The 17,393-nt window shown below is 60.9% G+C and carries 16 protein-coding genes; 6 read left to right on the top strand and 10 right to left on the bottom strand.

Translation table 11 applies throughout. The annotated features are described in order from the left end of the window. Positions 1-2 precede the first annotated feature (2 nt). The 3 genes from NMA58_RS14130 to NMA58_RS14120 are packed head-to-tail and all read right to left on the bottom strand — an operon-like array spanning position 3 to position 4,337. Positions 3-1,145, bottom strand: a complete 1,143-nt coding sequence (locus NMA58_RS14130) for a PQQ-dependent sugar dehydrogenase (RefSeq protein WP_434710713.1) — start codon at positions 1,143-1,145, stop codon at positions 3-5. Between the two features lie 59 nt (positions 1,146-1,204). Then, positions 1,205-1,966 carry a class GN sortase gene (locus NMA58_RS14125; RefSeq protein ID WP_430960342.1) on the bottom strand — a complete coding sequence of 254 codons (762 nt, stop codon included), beginning with the start codon at positions 1,964-1,966 and terminating at the stop codon, positions 1,205-1,207. Then, positions 1,956-4,337 carry a marine proteobacterial sortase target protein gene (locus NMA58_RS14120; protein ID WP_434710711.1) on the bottom strand — a complete coding sequence of 794 codons (2,382 nt, stop codon included), beginning with the start codon at positions 4,335-4,337 and terminating at the stop codon, positions 1,956-1,958. Before NMA58_RS14120 ends, NMA58_RS14125 begins: the two co-directional genes overlap by 11 nt. Before the next feature lie 519 nt (positions 4,338-4,856). Between NMA58_RS14120 and NMA58_RS14115 the strand changes: the two genes are divergently transcribed. From NMA58_RS14115 to NMA58_RS14100, 4 genes are all read left to right on the top strand, one after another. Continuing rightward, entirely contained in the window at positions 4,857-6,059 is a 1,203-nt protein-coding gene (locus NMA58_RS14115) for a pyridoxal phosphate-dependent aminotransferase (protein ID WP_434710709.1), read from the top strand. 298 nt (positions 6,060-6,357) lie between these two features. Beyond that, positions 6,358-7,263 (top strand): glycosyltransferase family 8 protein, encoded by a 906-nt coding sequence (locus NMA58_RS14110; protein WP_434710707.1) that lies wholly within the window; start codon positions 6,358-6,360, stop codon positions 7,261-7,263. A gap of 47 nt (positions 7,264-7,310) precedes the next feature. Next, entirely contained in the window at positions 7,311-8,180 is an 870-nt protein-coding gene (locus tag NMA58_RS14105; protein ID WP_434710705.1) for a 3-deoxy-manno-octulosonate cytidylyltransferase, read from the top strand. A gap of 73 nt (positions 8,181-8,253) precedes the next feature. Next, positions 8,254-8,943 carry a glycosyltransferase gene (locus NMA58_RS14100; RefSeq protein ID WP_434710703.1) on the top strand — a complete coding sequence of 230 codons (690 nt, stop codon included), beginning with the start codon at positions 8,254-8,256 and terminating at the stop codon, positions 8,941-8,943. Positions 8,944-8,982: 39 nt separating this feature from the next. Here NMA58_RS14100 and NMA58_RS14095 read toward each other — a convergent pair whose 3' ends face one another. Then, positions 8,983-10,080, bottom strand: a complete 1,098-nt coding sequence (locus tag NMA58_RS14095) for a calcium:proton antiporter (RefSeq protein WP_434710701.1) — start codon at positions 10,078-10,080, stop codon at positions 8,983-8,985. A gap of 229 nt (positions 10,081-10,309) precedes the next feature. On the opposite strand from NMA58_RS14095, the gene NMA58_RS14090 reads away from it, so the two are divergent. Further along, a complete protein-coding gene (locus NMA58_RS14090) occupies positions 10,310-10,603 on the top strand; it encodes a DUF2188 domain-containing protein (protein ID WP_085778883.1) in 294 nt (97 codons plus the stop codon). Between the two features lie 98 nt (positions 10,604-10,701). On the opposite strand, the gene NMA58_RS14085 is transcribed toward NMA58_RS14090, so the two are convergent. Further along, complete coding sequence (locus tag NMA58_RS14085) at positions 10,702-11,211, bottom strand: GrpB family protein (RefSeq protein ID WP_434713423.1); 510 nt, start codon at positions 11,209-11,211, stop codon at positions 10,702-10,704. Positions 11,212-11,271: 60 nt separating this feature from the next. Beyond that, a complete protein-coding gene (locus tag NMA58_RS14080) occupies positions 11,272-12,174 on the bottom strand; it encodes a LysR family transcriptional regulator (RefSeq protein WP_434710699.1) in 903 nt (300 codons plus the stop codon). Between the two features lie 95 nt (positions 12,175-12,269). Between NMA58_RS14080 and NMA58_RS14075 the strand changes: the two genes are divergently transcribed. Further along, a complete protein-coding gene (locus tag NMA58_RS14075; protein ID WP_434710697.1) occupies positions 12,270-13,292 on the top strand; it encodes an NAD-dependent epimerase/dehydratase family protein in 1,023 nt (340 codons plus the stop codon). Here NMA58_RS14075 and NMA58_RS14070 read toward each other — a convergent pair. The 4 genes from NMA58_RS14070 to NMA58_RS14055 form a co-directional block, all read right to left on the bottom strand. Then, a complete protein-coding gene (locus NMA58_RS14070; RefSeq protein ID WP_434710695.1) occupies positions 13,289-14,089 on the bottom strand; it encodes an aminoglycoside phosphotransferase family protein in 801 nt (266 codons plus the stop codon). The genes NMA58_RS14075 and NMA58_RS14070 overlap by 4 nt on opposite strands. 275 nt (positions 14,090-14,364) lie before the next feature. Further along, entirely contained in the window at positions 14,365-15,489 is a 1,125-nt protein-coding gene (locus NMA58_RS14065; RefSeq protein WP_434710693.1) for an alkene reductase, read from the bottom strand. Positions 15,490-15,634: 145 nt separating this feature from the next. After that, positions 15,635-15,928 (bottom strand): ArsR/SmtB family transcription factor, encoded by a 294-nt coding sequence (locus tag NMA58_RS14060; RefSeq protein WP_097596912.1) that lies wholly within the window; start codon positions 15,926-15,928, stop codon positions 15,635-15,637. Between the two features lie 553 nt (positions 15,929-16,481). After that, positions 16,482-17,378 carry a LysR family transcriptional regulator VtlR gene (locus NMA58_RS14055; RefSeq protein ID WP_085778879.1) on the bottom strand — a complete coding sequence of 299 codons (897 nt, stop codon included), beginning with the start codon at positions 17,376-17,378 and terminating at the stop codon, positions 16,482-16,484. Between the last annotated feature and the right edge of the window lie 15 nt (positions 17,379-17,393).

Raw genomic sequence — 17,393 nt, 5'->3', positions numbered from 1 at the left:
GCTCAACCGTTGTTGGCCTGAGCGCGCGAGACCCTGAGCAGCGCGCCGTCGTCCTCGTCCGTCAGCATCAGCAGCGCGCCGTCGGGCGCTACAATGACGTCGCGGATGCGGCCGTAGTCGCCCTCGAACAAGCGCTCCTCGGCGATGAAGGCGCCGCTCTCGTCGCGCTGCATGCGCGAGAGCAGCTGGAATTTCAGCGCCGCGACGAGGAAGTCGCCGTCCCATTCCGGGAACATGGCGCCGCGATAGACAGCGAGCGCGCCGGGCGCGATCGAAGGATCCCAATAGTGCAGCGGCTGCTCCAGCCCTTTTTTGGCGGTGCCTTCGCCGATCTCGGCGCCTGAATAGTCACGGCCGTAGGTGATGATCGGCCAACCATAATTCTTGCCCGCTTCGATCTGATTGATCTCGTCGCCGCCGCGTGCGCCATGTTCGACGGTGTAGAGCTTGCCGTCCTTCGCATCGAAGGTGATGCCTTGCGGGTTGCGGTGGCCCTTCGACCAGATCTCCGGCAGCGCCTTGCCGCCGTCCTTGAACGGATTGTCGGCGGGGATGCTGCCGTCGGCATTGATGTGGACGATCGAGCCGGCATCGTCCTGCCAATCCTGCGAGCGGTCGCGGTCGCCGCGGTCGCCGACGCTGATGAACAGCGTGCCATCGCGGGCGATCGCGATGCGCGCGCCATATTGGATGTTGCCTGACGTGAAGCGCCGCATGGTAAAGATGGGCGTGACCGCCTGAAGCCTCTTTTCGTCGGGAGACAGCGTCGCGCTGAAGGCCTCGGTGCCGGAGCCCTGTTTGTCAGCGATGGCGGCGGTGAAATAGAGTTTTCTGCTCGTGGCAAAGTCCGGGGCAAGCGCCAGGTCCATAAGACCGCCCTGGCCGCGGGCATTGACCTTGGGCACGTTGCCGATCGGCTCGGAAAGCTTGCCATTGCGGATGATACGTATGCGGCCCGGCCGCTCGGTGACGAGATAGGCGCCGTCGGGCAACACTTCGACCGCCCAGGGGTGTTCGAGACCACCGGCCAGTTTTTCGACGCGAACCGTAGGACCCTGCGTGTTGACGCTATCGGCCGCATTGGCCGATGTGGCGCCAAACAGAATCAGCGTCGCGGCGAAATGGAAGGCGGATATTCTCGTCATTTGCTTCCCCCTCGTCTCTCCACCCGGAACGTGGAGTGGGCAGGGCAGAGCTTCAAGCCTCAGTCTGTCTGTAATAACGGCTTTGTGTTTGCCGGTTGAACGGAGCCGGTCGCGTTACCATCGACCAGTTCGGCTTCGAGGATGTAGCGCAGCGGCCCGCGTTCGGTCGCATCGAAGGGCCAGCAGGTGGCTAGTACGAGGCGTCGGCCATCGGAGGCGGGGTCGATGCCGCTCGCGTCCCAGGGGGCAATGCGGCCTTGGCCGGCCTTGAAGGTCAATAGCTTACCGTCGCGGCGGGTAACTTCGATCGTATCGCCCGGCCTTATATACTGCAGCCAGCGAAAATGGGTGTCGCGATGGGCGGCGATGACGGAGGTGCCCTCGTCGCCCGGCTGCGGTGTATTGGCGAGCCAGGCCGGGCCGAAGGCGAGCGCCTCGCCGGATGCGCCGGAAAGCACGATCGCCTCCTTGCCGAGGCGCGGCGCACGCACCCTGGCCATCGTGGTGAAATCGGCCCAGGGCCAGGGTTTCGTCTCCTTGCCGCTCAGTTCGGCGGCAAAAGCACGCTTCAGCAGGACCTGAGAGATTTCTGCCTTCGCCTTCAGCAGGAAACCGTCGCCGATCAGCGCCAGACCATATAAGGCAAGACCGGCGATGGCGAAGGCGATCGTCTTTTCGATCGGCGAAAGACGCCAGAGGAAGAAACCCTTTCTCCTCCGTGGCTTCGGCATGTCGTGCGCCGTGGCGGCGGCCATGGCGAGTTCCAGATAGGTCGGAAGCGGCTCGAATTCGGCCGCTTCCTGATTGTTGCTAGAAACCATTGCGCTTGGCTCCGGCCATGATGAGACCCTTGAGGCGGCGGCGCCAGATGGCGAGCCCGCTCGCCGCCGCCAGCGCTAGCAGCAGCATGGTCAGCCCGCGCATGATCTGCTCGTCGGCGCGCGTCGCCGTCTGCGGCAGGTTCACGGTCGAACTCTTCTGTGCGATCAGCGTGGCGGCTTTCGCCGTTGGTGCAGCGGCCATCAGGTTGGCGATCTCGGGCGACGCGGCGAAAGCCTGTGTTGCGGCTGCGGCCTGTTGCGGTTCGGCGCTTCCATCAGGCGCAGCTGCGCCGTGGCGCTCTGCGCCGCCGGGTGGGACAGAATTTTCGCCGAAGACCTTCCCGAAGTCCCAGCCCTCGGGCAGGTTGAGCGGCAGCTTCGCCGAGCCGATCGGCTCGTTTGCCGGTCGCGACGGCGTGACGTCGACGGCGACCAGGCTGGTGACGCGCGAGACGAGGTGGTGGGCAAGCGCCACCGTCTCGATGTCCTTGTCGAGCGCGGCGGCATCCTGGCGCTCATAGGCGCGGGCCTCGAAATCGTCGATCTTGCGTCGCGCCCAGAGCTTGGAAATGCCGTTGCCGTCTGCGGCATTGGCGATATCCATCTCGACGCGCCAGGGCTGGTTGGCTGTCTTGCCGACGATCTGCAGCTTTCCGGCAGCCTTGTCCTGCGGCAGTTCCGCTGTCAGAACCAAAGGCTCGCCGCTATAGAGGTCGGGCATCGGGTTCGGCGTGATATCCTCGGCTTCGATGCCTTCGAAGGTCGCGGCGATATCGGTCATGGCGGGGTTCTGCAGCTTGGCGAAGAGTTCGCTCATGCGGCTTGCCACCTGATCGGTCGAGCCGATCTGGGTGAAGGTGCCGCGGCCGACCTCGGCGGCTTTGGTCATGAAATAAGTGTTCGGCGCCGAGCCGATGCCGACGGTGAAGACGCGGGCATCGCCGCGGCTCGCGGTGATTTCCTGGAAGAGCTGCTGTTCGTTGCCGATCGCGCCATCCGTCAGGAATACGACCTGGCGCAGCGCTCCGCTTGCGATCGGGCCTTGGTTGCGCAGCGCGTCCTCGAGCGCCGGCAGCATTTCCGTGCCGCCATCGGCGTTCAGGCTCCTGATATAAGCGATGGCCTTTTCGCGGTTATCGGGGGTGGCGGCGACGAGGCCGTTGAAATAATCGGTCATCGTATCGTCGAAACGGATGACGTTGAAGCGGTCCTCGGGGTTGAGCCTGGAGATGGCAAGCGCCAAGCTCTGTCTTGCCTGTTCGATCGACTGGCCGGACATCGAGCCGGAATTGTCGATGACGAAGACCACCTCGCGTTTTGACGGTACTGGAGCATCCGGCGCGGTGGGCGGAGTGATGAAGGCAAGTAGGTAGGTCTTGCCGTCAATCGCTTCGCGGAACAGGCCGGCGCTTGGCGTCTTGCCGGGAGCGGCTTTCCAGGTGAGCTCGAAATCCTTGTCGGCAGGAACCGCGTCTCCTTTCAGGCTGATCGTTCTCGCCTGGTCGCCGTCCTGTCCGATATCGACGTGGTGGAATGAGGATTTGACTTCACCGAGCGGGAAGCCGGCCTCAAGGTTGATGGTCAGCGAGACGGGGTTGATCCTGGCATTCTCGCGAGGGTCGAGCACCGGGGCTTCGATCTTCTCCCGATTTTCCACCGGGTCGCTCGGCGTTGCGAAGCCGGCGCCGTTGTTGAACTCGACGGTTTGGACGATCGGCGCCGGATTATAGCGCGGCGCGACGACCATCGGGAAACGCAGCGAGAATTCACCGCCGGACTGATGGACCGTCTGCTGATATTCGATCTGTACGACGATCTCTTCGCCGGGGCCGATATTGGCGACCTGGTTGGTGAAGATGTTCGGCCGCTGCTGTTCGAGCAGCGCCGTCTTCTTGCCCTCGGCCTTGGCCTGCTCATAGATCTCGCGGGCTTCCTGGCGTGGCTTGATCTGGCCTTCGATGAAGCGTTCGCCGATCTGCATCTTCAGCGCGTCAACGGCCGAATTGTCGGGCAGCGGGAATACGTAGGTGCCCTCGACCCAGCCCTGGCTCGGGTTCTGGAAGCGCTGGGTCACCTTCACCCTGGCGATCGGGCCGGAGATATTGATTGCGACGTCGGTCCTCAGCCGCGGCGCTTCGACATAAAAGCCTGGCTCCTTCGAAGGAAAGAGCAGCGAACCGCTATTGACGTCGTTCGGCCGCACAAAGGCGGCGAGCTGACCGGATGCCTGCCGCGTCTCGGCGCGAGCGGCGGAGGCAAGTCCCAGCATCGCGGCGATGCAGGCGACAAAGGCGGTGATGGCGACAAGACATGAAATGGAGATCCGGCGCATGCGCATGCGCCCGATGGCGAACTCATCTTCCAGAAACATTGGCCTACCCTCAATAACCAATTTTGGATGAGCGAATGATGCAGCTTCGATCTCGGCGCCCTCGCGACCGAATTGCGGCGGCGGGCTGCATTTGTTACGGCTTATTCGTGGCGGCAGGATCGCCGTACCGAGGCTCAGGTAGTTGCGGCGAGCGATGTCCTGGCCTGTCGTCTGCTACTGATATTGCCGAGCTTCGGCGTGGTTCAATTCCCGGACGTCCGTCATTTCTAACCGTGCCCTCCCTGACGCCCGATACGCGCCGGCATCGGATCGGGAGGAAGATTAGGCTGAGCTAAATCCCGCAGCAAGCGCGCTTGGCTGCGGAGCGCTTCGACCGTGCGCCGCAAGCCGCGCCGAAATGGAGAGCGGGTCGGTTTGCCAGTGCGGCAAAACGATCAATAAGAATCATTGCCGGCATCACGCCTTTGCGCTTGAAATGCCGTCATACATTGGACATAGAGCTAACCGCAGAACTCCGGTCCCGGCTTTCTGCCCGTTTCAACCAATAGGACCGATATCATGGCCTTCCTTGCCGATGCTCTTTCCCGTGTGAAGCCTTCAGCCACCATCGCCGTCTCCCAGAAAGCGCGTGAGCTGAAAGCGAAAGGACGCGACGTCATTGGCCTCGGCGCAGGCGAGCCGGATTTCGATACGCCAGACAATATCAAGACAGCTGCCATCGACGCGATCAACCGTGGCGAGACGAAGTATACGCCGGTTTCCGGCATCCCTGAGCTGCGCAAGGCGATCGCCGCCAAGTTCAAGCGCGAGAACGGCCTTGAATATTCCTGGGAACAGACGATCGTCGGCACCGGCGGCAAGCAGATCCTGTTCAACGCCTTCATGGCGACGCTGAACCCGGGCGATGAAGTCGTCATCCCAGCGCCCTACTGGGTGTCCTATCCGGAGATGGTGGCGCTCTGCGGCGGCACGCCGGTGTTCGTTTCGGCTACCCAGGAGCATAACTTCAAACTCCAGCCTGCCGATCTCGAAAAGGCGATCACGCCGAAGACGAAGTGGTTCATTTTCAACTCGCCGTCCAACCCGACGGGCGCGGCCTATACGCATGCCGAGCTGAAGGCGCTGACCGATGTGCTGATGAAGCATCCGCATGTCTGGGTGCTGACCGACGACATGTACGAGCACCTGACCTATGGCGACTTCAAATTCGTCACGCCCGTGGAGGTCGAGCCCAGCCTGTATGACCGCACGCTGACAATGAACGGCGTCTCCAAGGCCTATGCGATGACCGGCTGGCGTATCGGCTATGCCGCAGGCCCGCTCCAGCTCATCAAGGCCATGGACATGATCCAGGGTCAGCAGACCTCGGGTGCCACGTCGATCGCCCAGTGGGCGGCTGTCGAAGCGCTGAACGGCACCCAGGACTTCATCCCGGCGAACAAGAAGATCTTCGAAGGTCGCCGCGACCTCGTCGTCTCCATGCTGAACCAAGCCAAGGGTATCGTCTGCCCAGTGCCGGAGGGCGCCTTCTACGTCTATCCGTCCTGCGCCGGCCTGATCGGCAAAACGGCACCGTCGGGCAAGGTCATCGAGACGGACGAGAATTTCGTGTCCGAGCTTCTGGAATCCGAAGGCGTTGCCGTCGTTCATGGCTCGGCCTTTGGCCTCGGCCCGAACTTCCGCATCTCCTATGCGACATCGGAAATGCTTCTCGAAGAAGCCTGCCGCCGCATTCAGCGCTTCTGCGCGGCCTGCAAGTAACACGGACGGCGGTAACATCGATCGAAGGCCTGCCGGTGACGGCGGGCCTTTTTTTGCCTGCAGCATTGGCGGATATTGGAAACGAGTTTCGGGCTGATGCGTTGGCTGCGGTTATAGCTCACATCCCGATTCAACGCGTTGCCGCATCGATTCAGCCTTGCCTCGCAAGTCTTTGAATTTCGATTCAAAACGTGAGGGCGAGCGCCGGTCGCACGGGCTGTCTGCGGTTGCGGGCGGACGCCAAACCAACTAGATATCCGGCATCAAGTTCAATTTGCCGCTTCGGGGGGGCCGGATTTTGCAGCAGAGTGCCGTCATCGTCTGTTCTGACGTTAACATGCTCCCGGCCGCCTGCTGCACTCTGCTTTCCGTCAAGCGCAATCTTACGAATGCCGGTGTAGAGTTCCTGCTTCTCGGCATCGACCTCAAGCCGCACGAGGTCGCCGAGGTCGATAATTTTGGGCGGCTTCACGATATGGCGATCAGGGTGTTGCCCTATAAGACGCCAGATGCCGGCCTCCAGGCGCGAGGCCGCTGGTCCGCCGCCACGCTGGCGCGGCTCTATATGGATCGGGATATACCAGGCCATGTCGAGCGCCTGCTTTATCTCGATGCCGACGTGCTGGCGGTTGCGCCGGTCGATGAACTCTTCACCCTTGATTTTCAAGGCAAGGCGCTTGCCGCCGTTGACGACTATGTCATGGCCTTTCCCGAGAAATCAGGCGCGCGCCAGCGCAAGATCGGCATGGGCGAGGGCGGCCGCTACTTCAATGCCGGCGTATTGCTGTTCGACTGGTCGGCTTGCCGAGCGAGGGGGCTCTTCCCCAGAACCCGGGAAATCTTCGAGCAGCGGTCGCACCTGTTCGAGAACAATGACCAGGATGCGCTGAACGTCACTTTCGACGGCGACTGGCTGGTGCTCCATCCGCGCTGGAATACGCAGACGGGCCTGCTGCCTTTCGTTGATCGGCCGGCCATCTTTCATTTTACCGGCCGCAAGAAGCCGTGGCAGGCGAACGTTCCCTGGGTGCACCGGCGGATGGCCAATCGTTATGCCGAAGATCTTCGCAACACAGCCTGGACGTCCTTCTGCAGGCAACCGTCGACGACGGACCGAGTGGCGGGCTTCCTCTCGCATGTGGGAAAGCAGATCGGCGGCCTGACGCGGCTTGCCCGGATGCGCGCCTATTTCAGCAACAGCTAGTCGGGCGGGCCGAGCGCATCGTCTTTGGAAAGTGCATGTGAGCCGATATGGAATCAATCCCCAGCGATAACAAGGCTACGACCGCTCCGGATGGCGGCTTCGATTTCCTGACGCCGGACGCTTGGAAGGCGCTGTTGTCGGGCTACTCCCATATCGTGCTGGTAGCAAATAGCGAGGCGGTCGATCTCGAACGGCTGCGGAGCGAATTGCCGGAGACGGCGCTCTACGTCTTCTTCAACAAGGTCTATAAGGTGCTCGACGCACCCTTCGTCGGCCATTCCATGCTGGTTGCCCGCAGCGACGTGATGGGCGCCCATATCGTCCACCGGCGCGAAACAGGGGATGTCTTGCGCTTCTTTGGCGGCGACGATTTCCTCGGCGTCGTCAATATCCGGGTCTCCGTCGAGGAAAATTTCAGCGAGGAGAGCCGCTTCGAAGGCGCTAAAGCCCGTCACCTCGATCTGACGCAAATGCTCGCCGATCTCTATCCGATCGGCAAGATCGCGACGAGCGGCTTTGCGGTCGCGTTGTGGCTCGCCGATCTGCAGTTGCCGGGCAAGATCCTGCTTGCCGGCTTTTCGGCGAAGCGGAGCGAGAAGTGGAAGGTGTTCGACGTTCACGATTGGACGTTCGAGCAGATCTTCCTGCGTCTCTTTGCGCGCATGGGTTCGATCTCGATGATGGGCGGCGTCGATGCCAGCCCCTATTCGGCGCTTGCCAAACGGTTTCCCGAGGTGCCGCCGATCGAGATCGCGATGACTGCGGCTGAGGTCCTGTCGGAGCGGCTCGACAATACGAACAGCCAGATCGACAGGCTGATGTCCGTCACTAAATTCATCCGCGCCGTCGATAATTTCTTTCGGCGGTTCAAACCGAAAACCCGCAAGCAGCGTTTTCTCGAAAAGTCGAAGGGATGACTATCGCAGGCCTTAGCTAACAGGCGTGGGTGGCGAAGAAAGCTGTTGCCGATGCTGGCGATCAAGGTGGACAATGGAACAACAGAACGTCCGAATATTTGTGGGATTCGATCCCAAGGAAGTGGTCGCCTACCACGTTCTCGTGCAGAGCATCATCGAGAAGTCGTCGATCCCGGTCGAGTTCTCGCCCATTGCGCTCTCCAATCTTGGCAGGATTTTCACTCGCCAACGCAACGCGCTGCAATCCACTGAGTTCTCCTTCTCGCGTTTCCTGACGCCCTATCTCAGTGGTTACGAGGGCTGGAGCATCTTCATGGATTGCGACATGCTGATGCGTGCCGATATCGCCGAGCTTTGGGCATTGCGCGACGAGCGTTACGCCGTCATGTGCGTCAAACACGATTACCGGCCGAAGATCGACACCAAGTTCCTCGGTCAGACGCAGACCAAGTACGAAAAGAAGAACTGGTCGAGCCTCATCCTCTTCAACAATCACGAATGCCGCGCGCTGACGCCGGAATACGTCAATACCGCGACCGGGCTGCAACTGCATCAGTTCAAATGGCTGGAGAATGAAGACCTCATCGGCGAATTACCGGTGACGTGGAATTACCTCGTCAATGAATACGACTACCGCGAAGATGCCAAGAACGTCCATTTTACCGATGGCGGGCCATATTTCGAGGAATACAAGAACGACGATTACGCCGAGGAATGGTTCGCAGCCCGTGAACGCCTGCTCTTCGCCCAACAGCCCGCCTAAACAGCCTGTTCCGTCCCTTCCTCCGCGGGGAGGGAGGCCTCAGAGCCCCAGCGCCGTCAGCATGACGAAGGTGGCGAAGAGGATGAAATGTGTCATGCCCTCGATGGCGTTTGTCTCGCCGTCGTTGAGGTTGATCGCGGCGGCAATCAAGGTGATCGTCACCATCACCGTCTGCACCGGGGTCATCGCCATGATGAAGGGCTGGCCGGTATAGAGTGCGATCGCCTCCATCACGGGCACAGTCAGGATCACCGTCGATAGCGAGGCGCCCATGGCGATGTTGACGGTCGCCTGCATTCGATTCTTGAGCGCCGCCCGCAAGGCGGTCAGGATTTCGGGGGCGGCCGAAATCGCCGCGACGACGACGGCCGTGACCGCGATCGGCGTGCCGCTGTCGCGCAGGCCTTCGGTCATGAAGGCCGACATAAATTCCGCCAGCATGCCGATAATGACGACGCCGACGAGGATGGTGGCGATCGAGGCGGCCGCCGGTCCGTCGGCGCCGTGTCCGTGGTGACTTTCCTTCTTCCGCTCGGAGCGCGGGTAGCTGTAGCTGAAGAAATAGCTGTGCTGGCCGACCTGCATGCGCAGGAAGAGGCCGTAGAGAGCGATCATCGCGATGATGGTGAAGGCGGAATAATAGTGCCACTTATCGCTCGGCACGAATTCCGGCACGATCATCGAAATGCCCATGGCGGTGAGGATCATCACGCCGTAGGTCTTGCCCGAATTGTCGTTGTAGGGCTGCTCCCCATGCTTGAGGCCGCCGAGGAGAGCTGCGAGACCGAGGATGCCGTTGATATCCAACATCAGGGCCGAGTAGATCGTGTCGCGCACGAGGGTTGGCGAGCTCTCGCCCCTCATCATGATAGCGAGAATGATGACTTCGACGGCGAGGGCCGAAAGTGTCAGGATCATCGTGCCGTAGGGATCACCGACCTTGACGGCGAGCAGTTCGGCATGATGGGCGACGCGGATCGAGGCGAGTACGATGGTGGCGACGAGTGCTGCGGCGGCGACGAGCGCCAAGCCGCGCCCCATCTCCATAATCGCGTGCTCCAGAAAGTGGGCGGTCAGCGCGACGACGAGTGCGGTGACCAGGAACTTCTCCTCTTTAAGGCGTGACGCGATGCCCAAATCTCAGCTCCCGTTGCGATTCACGCTTTTAAGTAAGTCACTGATTTCGGATGGGAAGCAAGCGGCGGCACTCTGCTATTTGCAGTCTTGGGCGTTTAATGGAATACTGACGCCCTCGGGGCCGGAAAGCAGATCGCGGCGTCCTCGAATTCTCGTCACGCGGCCGCGATTATCCGGACCCTGTCCGGAAGCATGCGAATGCGCAACAAGATGATGAGGAGACGGATGCATGATCAAGGTGGTCTATGAAGTCGTGCCGCATGACGGCGGTTGGGCCTACAGGCTGGGAGGCGTCTATTCCGAGGCATTCCCGACCCATGCCGAGGCGCTCGAAGCTGCGCGCATCGTCGCGGCCGAACAGCAGGTCGGGGGCGATTCCGCCGAGATCAGCTGGCAGGACGAAAACGGCAAATGGCATGAGGAATATGCCGAGGGCGGCGACCGACCGGAAACCGAGGTGGTCGACGGCTTATGGCAGGAGCGTATGGCCGGAGCCTCGCAGAGCGCGGGACGTCAACCCTAAAGCGCGTCGCGATCTTTCAAATTCGCTTGCTGCGCTTTGAGCCTTTGTTTCGCGCATGCCGTTATCGCAAAATCGCGCACACTTTTGCGCGACATGATCTATCCCTTCAATGCCCGCGTGACGATCGTGTCGACAAATTCGCGCTTCTCAGCGGTATAGCGATCGCCGTCCATTCTGAATTCGGCTGCCAGCCTGCGTTTGAGCGCGGCATAATCGGCCGCCGCCTCCGGATGTGCGATGAGATAATTCCTGAAAGCCAGCCTGTTTCGATGCGTGCCGTTGCCGGCCGGGCAAAGGTAGACCCGCTCCGCCGGCGCCGAATCTCTCGACAAAAATGCCCAAACCTCGTCGTCGTAGCGATTGCCGCGCGGTTCGTAGTTTTCCGAGAGAAGCACCTGCGTCGCAGGCTCGATATGCTCCAGACCGGGAAGAACGATGTCGATATCGATGAGCGGCTTGGCGGTCATATCAGGTATGGCGGTGCTGCCGACGTGATCAATGGCGAGCGCCTGCGGCAGCAAGGCCAGCAGCCTGGCTCGGGTGCGCTGGAAAGCTTCCGGCCATTCCCTGTCATAGCTCACGAGTTCAACCGGCTTGTGCATCGTCATCTCCATAGGAGCTGCGAGATTGCCCATGATTCTCACCAAAAATCGATCTCGTTTTTCTACTTACGCGCCGGTCGAGCGATGATGGTAGGCCCGGAGGCCCTTAACCAGCGCGTCGAACGTGGCGCGGCAGCGCGGTGAGGTCTTCAAGCTTTCGTGCATGACCACCCATGTGCCGAGCGGAATCTCGAACGCATCGGGAAGGACATGCACGAGGTCGGGGTTTTCCCGTGCCAGTCCGCTCTGGCAGAGACCGATGCCGACGCCGGCGCGGATTGCAGAGAGCTGGGCAAGATTGCTGTCGGTCCTGTAGGCGAATTTGATGCCTTCGGGCGCCGGATAGCGTTTCATCACCATGCGGACATAGGCCGTCTGCCGGTCGAAGCCGATGAGCCGGTGGGTGGCGAGCTCCGCCATGGTTTGCGGAATGCCGTGCCGTTCGAGATACCGGCGGTGGGCGTGGAAGCCGATCGGGATGTCGCCGATGCGGCGCACGATGAGAGTACGCTGCTGTGGCTCGGCCATGCGCACGGCGATATCGGCCTCGCGATTTACCAGATCTTCAATCGTATCGGATGCCGAGAGCTCGATGTCGAGTTCGGGATAGGCTTCCTGCAGCGGCCCGAGAATCCGAGGCAAGACTTCGACGGCGACGACCTCGCTGGCGCTGACTCTGACCGTTCCGGCTACCTTCTCTCGCTCACCGGATGCCGTGCGCAAAAGGGCAGCGACGGTTGCCGACAGCGTTTCGGCATAGGGTTTCAGCGCCTGTGCGGCGTCGGTCGGCAGGAGGCCGTTCGGCGACCGGATGAAGAGCTCGGCGCCGATCGCCTGTTCCAGAGCATCGACATGACGGCCTATGGTCGGCTGGGTCAGCCCCAGTTCGCGCGCAGCCGCCGAAAGCGACCCCTGCTGGAGCACGGTCAGGAAACTGCGGTAGAAATCCCAGCTTGGTTCGAGCGTCATACGTTTTTGTATAGCTGAGCCACTTATTTCGTCAATTTTGTTTATCTGAAAGCAGGAGCATAGTCATCTCGTGCAATTGAAGGAGATGAATTGCGATGAATGGAGAGACGAAGATCACGGCGCTGGTTCTCGGCGCGACCGGCGGCATCGGCGGCGCGATCGCGCGCAAGCTTCTGGCCCGTGGCTGGCGCATCAGGGCGCTCAACCGTGACGCCGCCAAGGCGTCGAAGAACGAACCGGCATTCGAATGGGTGCAGGGCGACGCGTTGAATGCCGGCGACGTGCTGGAGGCGGCTGAAGGTGTTGGCCTGATTGTCCACGCGGTCAATCCGCCCGGCTATCGCGATTGGGAAAGGCTGGTGCTGCCGATGCTCGACAATACGATCGCTGCCGCTCGCATCGCCGGTGCCCGCATCGTGCTGCCGGGCAACGTCTATAATTTCGGTCCCGATGCCCTGCAGTCGCCGACGGAGGAAAGCCCGCAGCGTCCCTTTACAAAGAAGGGAGCGATCCGGGTCGAGATGGAAAAGAGACTGAAGGCGGCTGCGCAATCGGGCACCGGTGCCATCATCGTCCGTGCCGGCGATTTCTTCGGTCCGGGCGCAACGGCCAATAGCTGGTTCTCATCGGGGCTGGTGACGCCGGGCAAGCCGGTCGGCACCATCAAGAATCCGGGGCGACGTGGCATCGGCCATCAGTGGACCTATCTGCCGGATATGGCGGAAACCATCGCCCAACTCATCGAGCGGGCCGATCGGCTGCCGCCCTTCGCCATCTATCACATGGATGGCTTCTGGGATGCGGATGGCATGCAGATGGCAGAAGCGATCAAGCGTGTCGCCGGCGGCAAGGCGAAGATCAGGCGGTTTCCCTGGTGGATCGTGCCGCTCGCCGCGCCTTTCATTCCGTTGATGCGGGAGATCAACGAGATGCGCTATCTCTGGAAAGTGCCGCTCAGGATGAACAACGCGAAGCTTGTGGCCGAACTTGGCGAGGAGCCGCGCACACCGATCGACGAGGCGGTAAGAGCCTCACTCGTGGCGCTCGGCTGCCTGCCCGAAGCGCGTCGTGACACCGCGGCCGCCTTTATCGGGCATGCACTGCAGAAGGCGCCTTAGGCCGCCAGCTCGGCCAGCGCGATGCGCGCGACCGTCAAGGCAGTCTCCGCCTGTTCGATATTGGGGTCGCCAAGAAACCAGGCGGCGGAAAGGCCGGAATAGGCGGCGATCCATTGCAGCAGCCGCTTAGGCTCCAGCCCCGCCTCCGCAGAGACGATGGCGAGCTGGCGGCGAAAGCGGGCGGGGTCGGTGATCGACGGCAATTCCTCGTTGGCGAAGATATTGGCGAAATCGAAACCGCGCTCGCCATGGAGCCGTTTCGGATCGATCGCCAGCCAACCGCGCTCCTCGAAATCGAGAATGTTGCCGTGGTGGATATCGCCGTGGAGGACGGCGAGATCGCGCGGATCGGCAAGGAGGGCGTTGGCGATCGCAGAGCAATCGGCAAGCGTGCCGCCATGTTTGCCGGCGGCCGGCTCGAGATCACGGAACCAGCGGGTGAGGGGAATGGGATCGGGGAGCGGTCTTTCGCGCGGCGCATGCAGCCGCGCGGCGGTGCGGCAGAGAATGCGGCTCGCTTCGTCGTCTTCTCCGTCCATCGCCATCACAAGCAGGGAGCGTTTCCCGGTTGCCCTTTCCAGCAACACAGCGTCGCCTTCGTGTGCGTAGACACGGGCCGCGCCGTCGCCGTCCCACCACTGCATCAACAGTGCGCCGTATCGTTCGTCGATATCCGTCGCCACTTTCAGCATGGCGGGTCTGTCCTGCCAGAGGACCGGCAGCAGACGGCTCGAATGGGTGATGATGGGCTCGCCGTCCGATATGAGCGACCAGCGATCGAGATAGGGAGCAAACATGCGTCCATATAGGGATATTGAACGCAGAAATTCCACCTCTCGGCAAGATTTCTGCGTTTTTCGACAAAGTCTCCTCCGCCATGCCAGGCCTTGTGCCGAGCATCTGACCACGGCAATTGCCTGGGAGGAAAACATTTATTTTCAGTCGCTTAATTGGATCGGCTGAGATCCTCGGCACAAGGCCGAGGTGACGTGCCGGGGTTGGAGCAGTTTGTTTCACCATCCTGAGAAATCCCGCCTCTCGGCGGAATTTCTCGATTCGTACTCAGGCAGCCTCAGGCGACCCTTTCGAGGGCGGGATAGTCGAGGTAGCCATTGGCGGTGCCGCCGTAGAAGGTCGATTGGTCGGGCATGTTGAGCGGCAGGTTCTTTGCCAGCCTTTCGACGAGATCGGGATTGGCGATGAAGGGTTTGCCGAAGGCGATCAGATCGGCGCGGCCGCTTTCGGCGGCGTCGATTGCGAGATCGCGGTCATAGCCGTTATTGACCATCCAGCTGGCCTTGCCGCCGGCCTTCTCATAAGCCTGGCGCAGCGCCTTGTAATCGAAGGAGGGGCTGTCGCCCTGCCGGTAATCACGGTCGCCGCCGGTCTGGCCTTCGATGACGTGGATATAGGCGAGGCCGTATCTGGCCAGCCCCTCGACGACATGGGTGAAGGTCGCCTGCGGATTGGAATCGTAGCTTTCGCCAGAGGGCGTTACCGGCGAAATGCGGATTGCGGTGCGGCCTGCGCCGATTTCCGTCACGATCGCATCGACGACCTCGAAGGTGAGGCGGGTGCGGTTTTCGATCGAGCCGCCATATTGGTCGGTGCGGTCGTTGACGCCATCGCGGATGAACTGATCGAGCAGATAACCATTGGCGCCATGGATCTCGACACCGTCGAAGCCTGCATCGATGGCGGCGCGGGCTGCCTTGCGGTAATCCTCGATGATGCCGGGGATTTCGGAAGTTTCGAGCGCACGCGGCTCAGAGGTATCGGCAAAGCTGCCGCTGCCGTCAGCATTGACCAGATAGGTCTTGGCCTTGGCGATACGATTGGTTGAGGAGACCGGCTTGCCGCCGTCCGGCTGCAGCGTCGTGTGCGAGATGCGGCCGACATGCCACATCTGGACGACGATCCTGCCGCCGGCTGCGTGGACGGCGTCGGTCACCCGCTTCCAGCCGTCGAGCGCTTCCTTGCTGTAAAGGCCAGGCACGTCGGCGTAACCCTGGCCCTGATGGGTGATCGCGGTCGCTTCGGTGATGATCAGACCCGCGGTGGCGCGCTGGCGGTAATATTCGACATTGAGGTCATTGGGGATAGCACCCGGCGAGCGGTTGCGGGTGAGCGGCGCCATGACGATGCGGTTGTTGACTGAGATGTCGCCAACCTTGGTGGGTTCAAAAAGCTTGGCCATGATGGTCCTTTCTTTTGCGGGAGGATCACTCTGCCGGGCGAGGGCGGCCCGGCCCTTAGCGGAGAGATAGGTGAACGCCGTCGCACCCGGCCGATGAGGCCTTCAGGGCTGCGGCGAGTGGAACGCGGGTGACGAGAAGGGCATTCTAGAGATCCTGTGTCAGCTGCTTGAGGAAAGCGGCGATCGCTTCTTCGTTGCGCTTGTAGAAGATCCACTGGCCGACGCGTCTGGTGGTGACGAGGCCGGCGCGCTGCAGGGTTCCGAGATGAGCCGAGACGGTGGATTGAGATAGGCCGCAGCGCTCGAACTGGCTGGCGCAGACGCCCATTTCAAAGGGATGCTCCTGCGTGGGGAAATGTTCCTCGGGATTCTTCAGCCAGCTCAGAATGTCCATCCGGGTGGGGTGGGCGAGGGCCTTGATAATCTCGTCTTTGTCCATCGTTGTTTGCCGAACTATAAATCGTGTCTGAACGATATATTGATCGTTGAATGCCGATATGCAAATCACGGACACGTGAGGCGGCGGCTTTTGTCGACTGAGCAAATTTTGGGCAAAAAAAGAGGGCCACCGGAAAACCAGGGCCCTTTGAATTGTGAAGGTCAATAACCTCCAGAGGGGAACAGCTAATGCGGTGGAACTGGGAGAGAAACCACGAAATGCATCAGCTGAGTTGGATATGGTGCTTCCTTAGGCAGGTTTCAATGCTTTTTTGTGCATGCCTGCTATGCGCCGCACAAATTTTTTGCGGCGCGGCATTTGTCGAGGCGGCAAGGCAAAAAAAGAGGGCCGCTGGAAAACCAGGGCCCTTATAAGTGTGAAGGTTCAAAAACCTCCAGAGGGGAACAGCTAATGCGGTGGAACTGGGAGGAAAAGCCACCATGTGCATCAGCTATGTGCGATATGGTGGTTTAATGGGCAAACGGCAACCCTCATTTGTGCATGTCAGTCATGCGCTCACCGCATAGTATGGAAATCATTCCATAAATCTGGCTTAAAAATTCCAGTTTCTGGCTTTGCTGACAATGAAATCGCGGAAAGCTTTCAGCTTGGCGGCATTCTTGATTTCGTCAGGATAGCAAAAATACGTGTCGAACGACGGTACGTCGGCATTGATCGGCAGCTGAATAAGGCCAGGATCGCGGCCAACGATATAGTCCGGCAGGCAGGCAACGCCGATTCCGAGCAAGCAGGCGCGCTTGATCGAAGTCTGGCTGTTGATTTGGAGATGCGGGATCCGTTTGTTGTCGGACGAACGGCCAGCCACTTCGAGCCAGTTGACATCGAGCAGGTAACTCGGCGCCGGTTCGCCGAAGGTGATAATGCGGTGATTGTCGAGGTCCTCGATCTTCTGAGGTTCGCCATGGCGGTTGATGTAGGAAGGTGCCGCATAGACGTGCATGTGCACGGTGAAGAGCTTGCGCTGGATGAGGTCGGACTGCTGCGGCTGACGAAGGCGGATTGCGCAGTCGGCGTGGCGCATGTTCACATCCACTTCCTCATTGTCGAGGATAAGCTGGATCTGCACATCGGGATAAAGCTGCAGGAATTCCTGGATCTTGTCGGTCAGCCAGCCCTGGCCGAGGCCGACAGTCGTGGTGACGCGCAGCTTGCCGGACGGCGTCTCGGTCGTCTCGGTCAACTGCATCTTGACGGTTTCGAGCTTCAGCAGCACGTCATGGGCGGTGCGGTAGAGCAGTTCGCCCTGTTCCGTCAGGATCAGGCCGCGCGCATGGCGGTGAAACAGCTTGGTGCCGACATCCTGCTCCAGCGCGCTCACCTGGCGGCTGATGGCGGATTGGGACAGATGCAGCTTATCAGCCGCATGCGTGAACGAACCCGCCTCGGCAGCTGCGTGGAAGATACGCAGCTTGTCCCAATCCAATGGCATTCCCCCACCCCTCAT

Origin of the sequence: Rhizobium sp. YTUHZ045, assembly GCF_051124255.1 — a bacterium.
GTDB lineage: Bacteria > Pseudomonadota > Alphaproteobacteria > Rhizobiales > Rhizobiaceae > Rhizobium.
The sequence above is the reverse complement of the archived record's forward strand: the minus strand, read 5'-3'. Positions and strand labels throughout refer to the sequence as shown.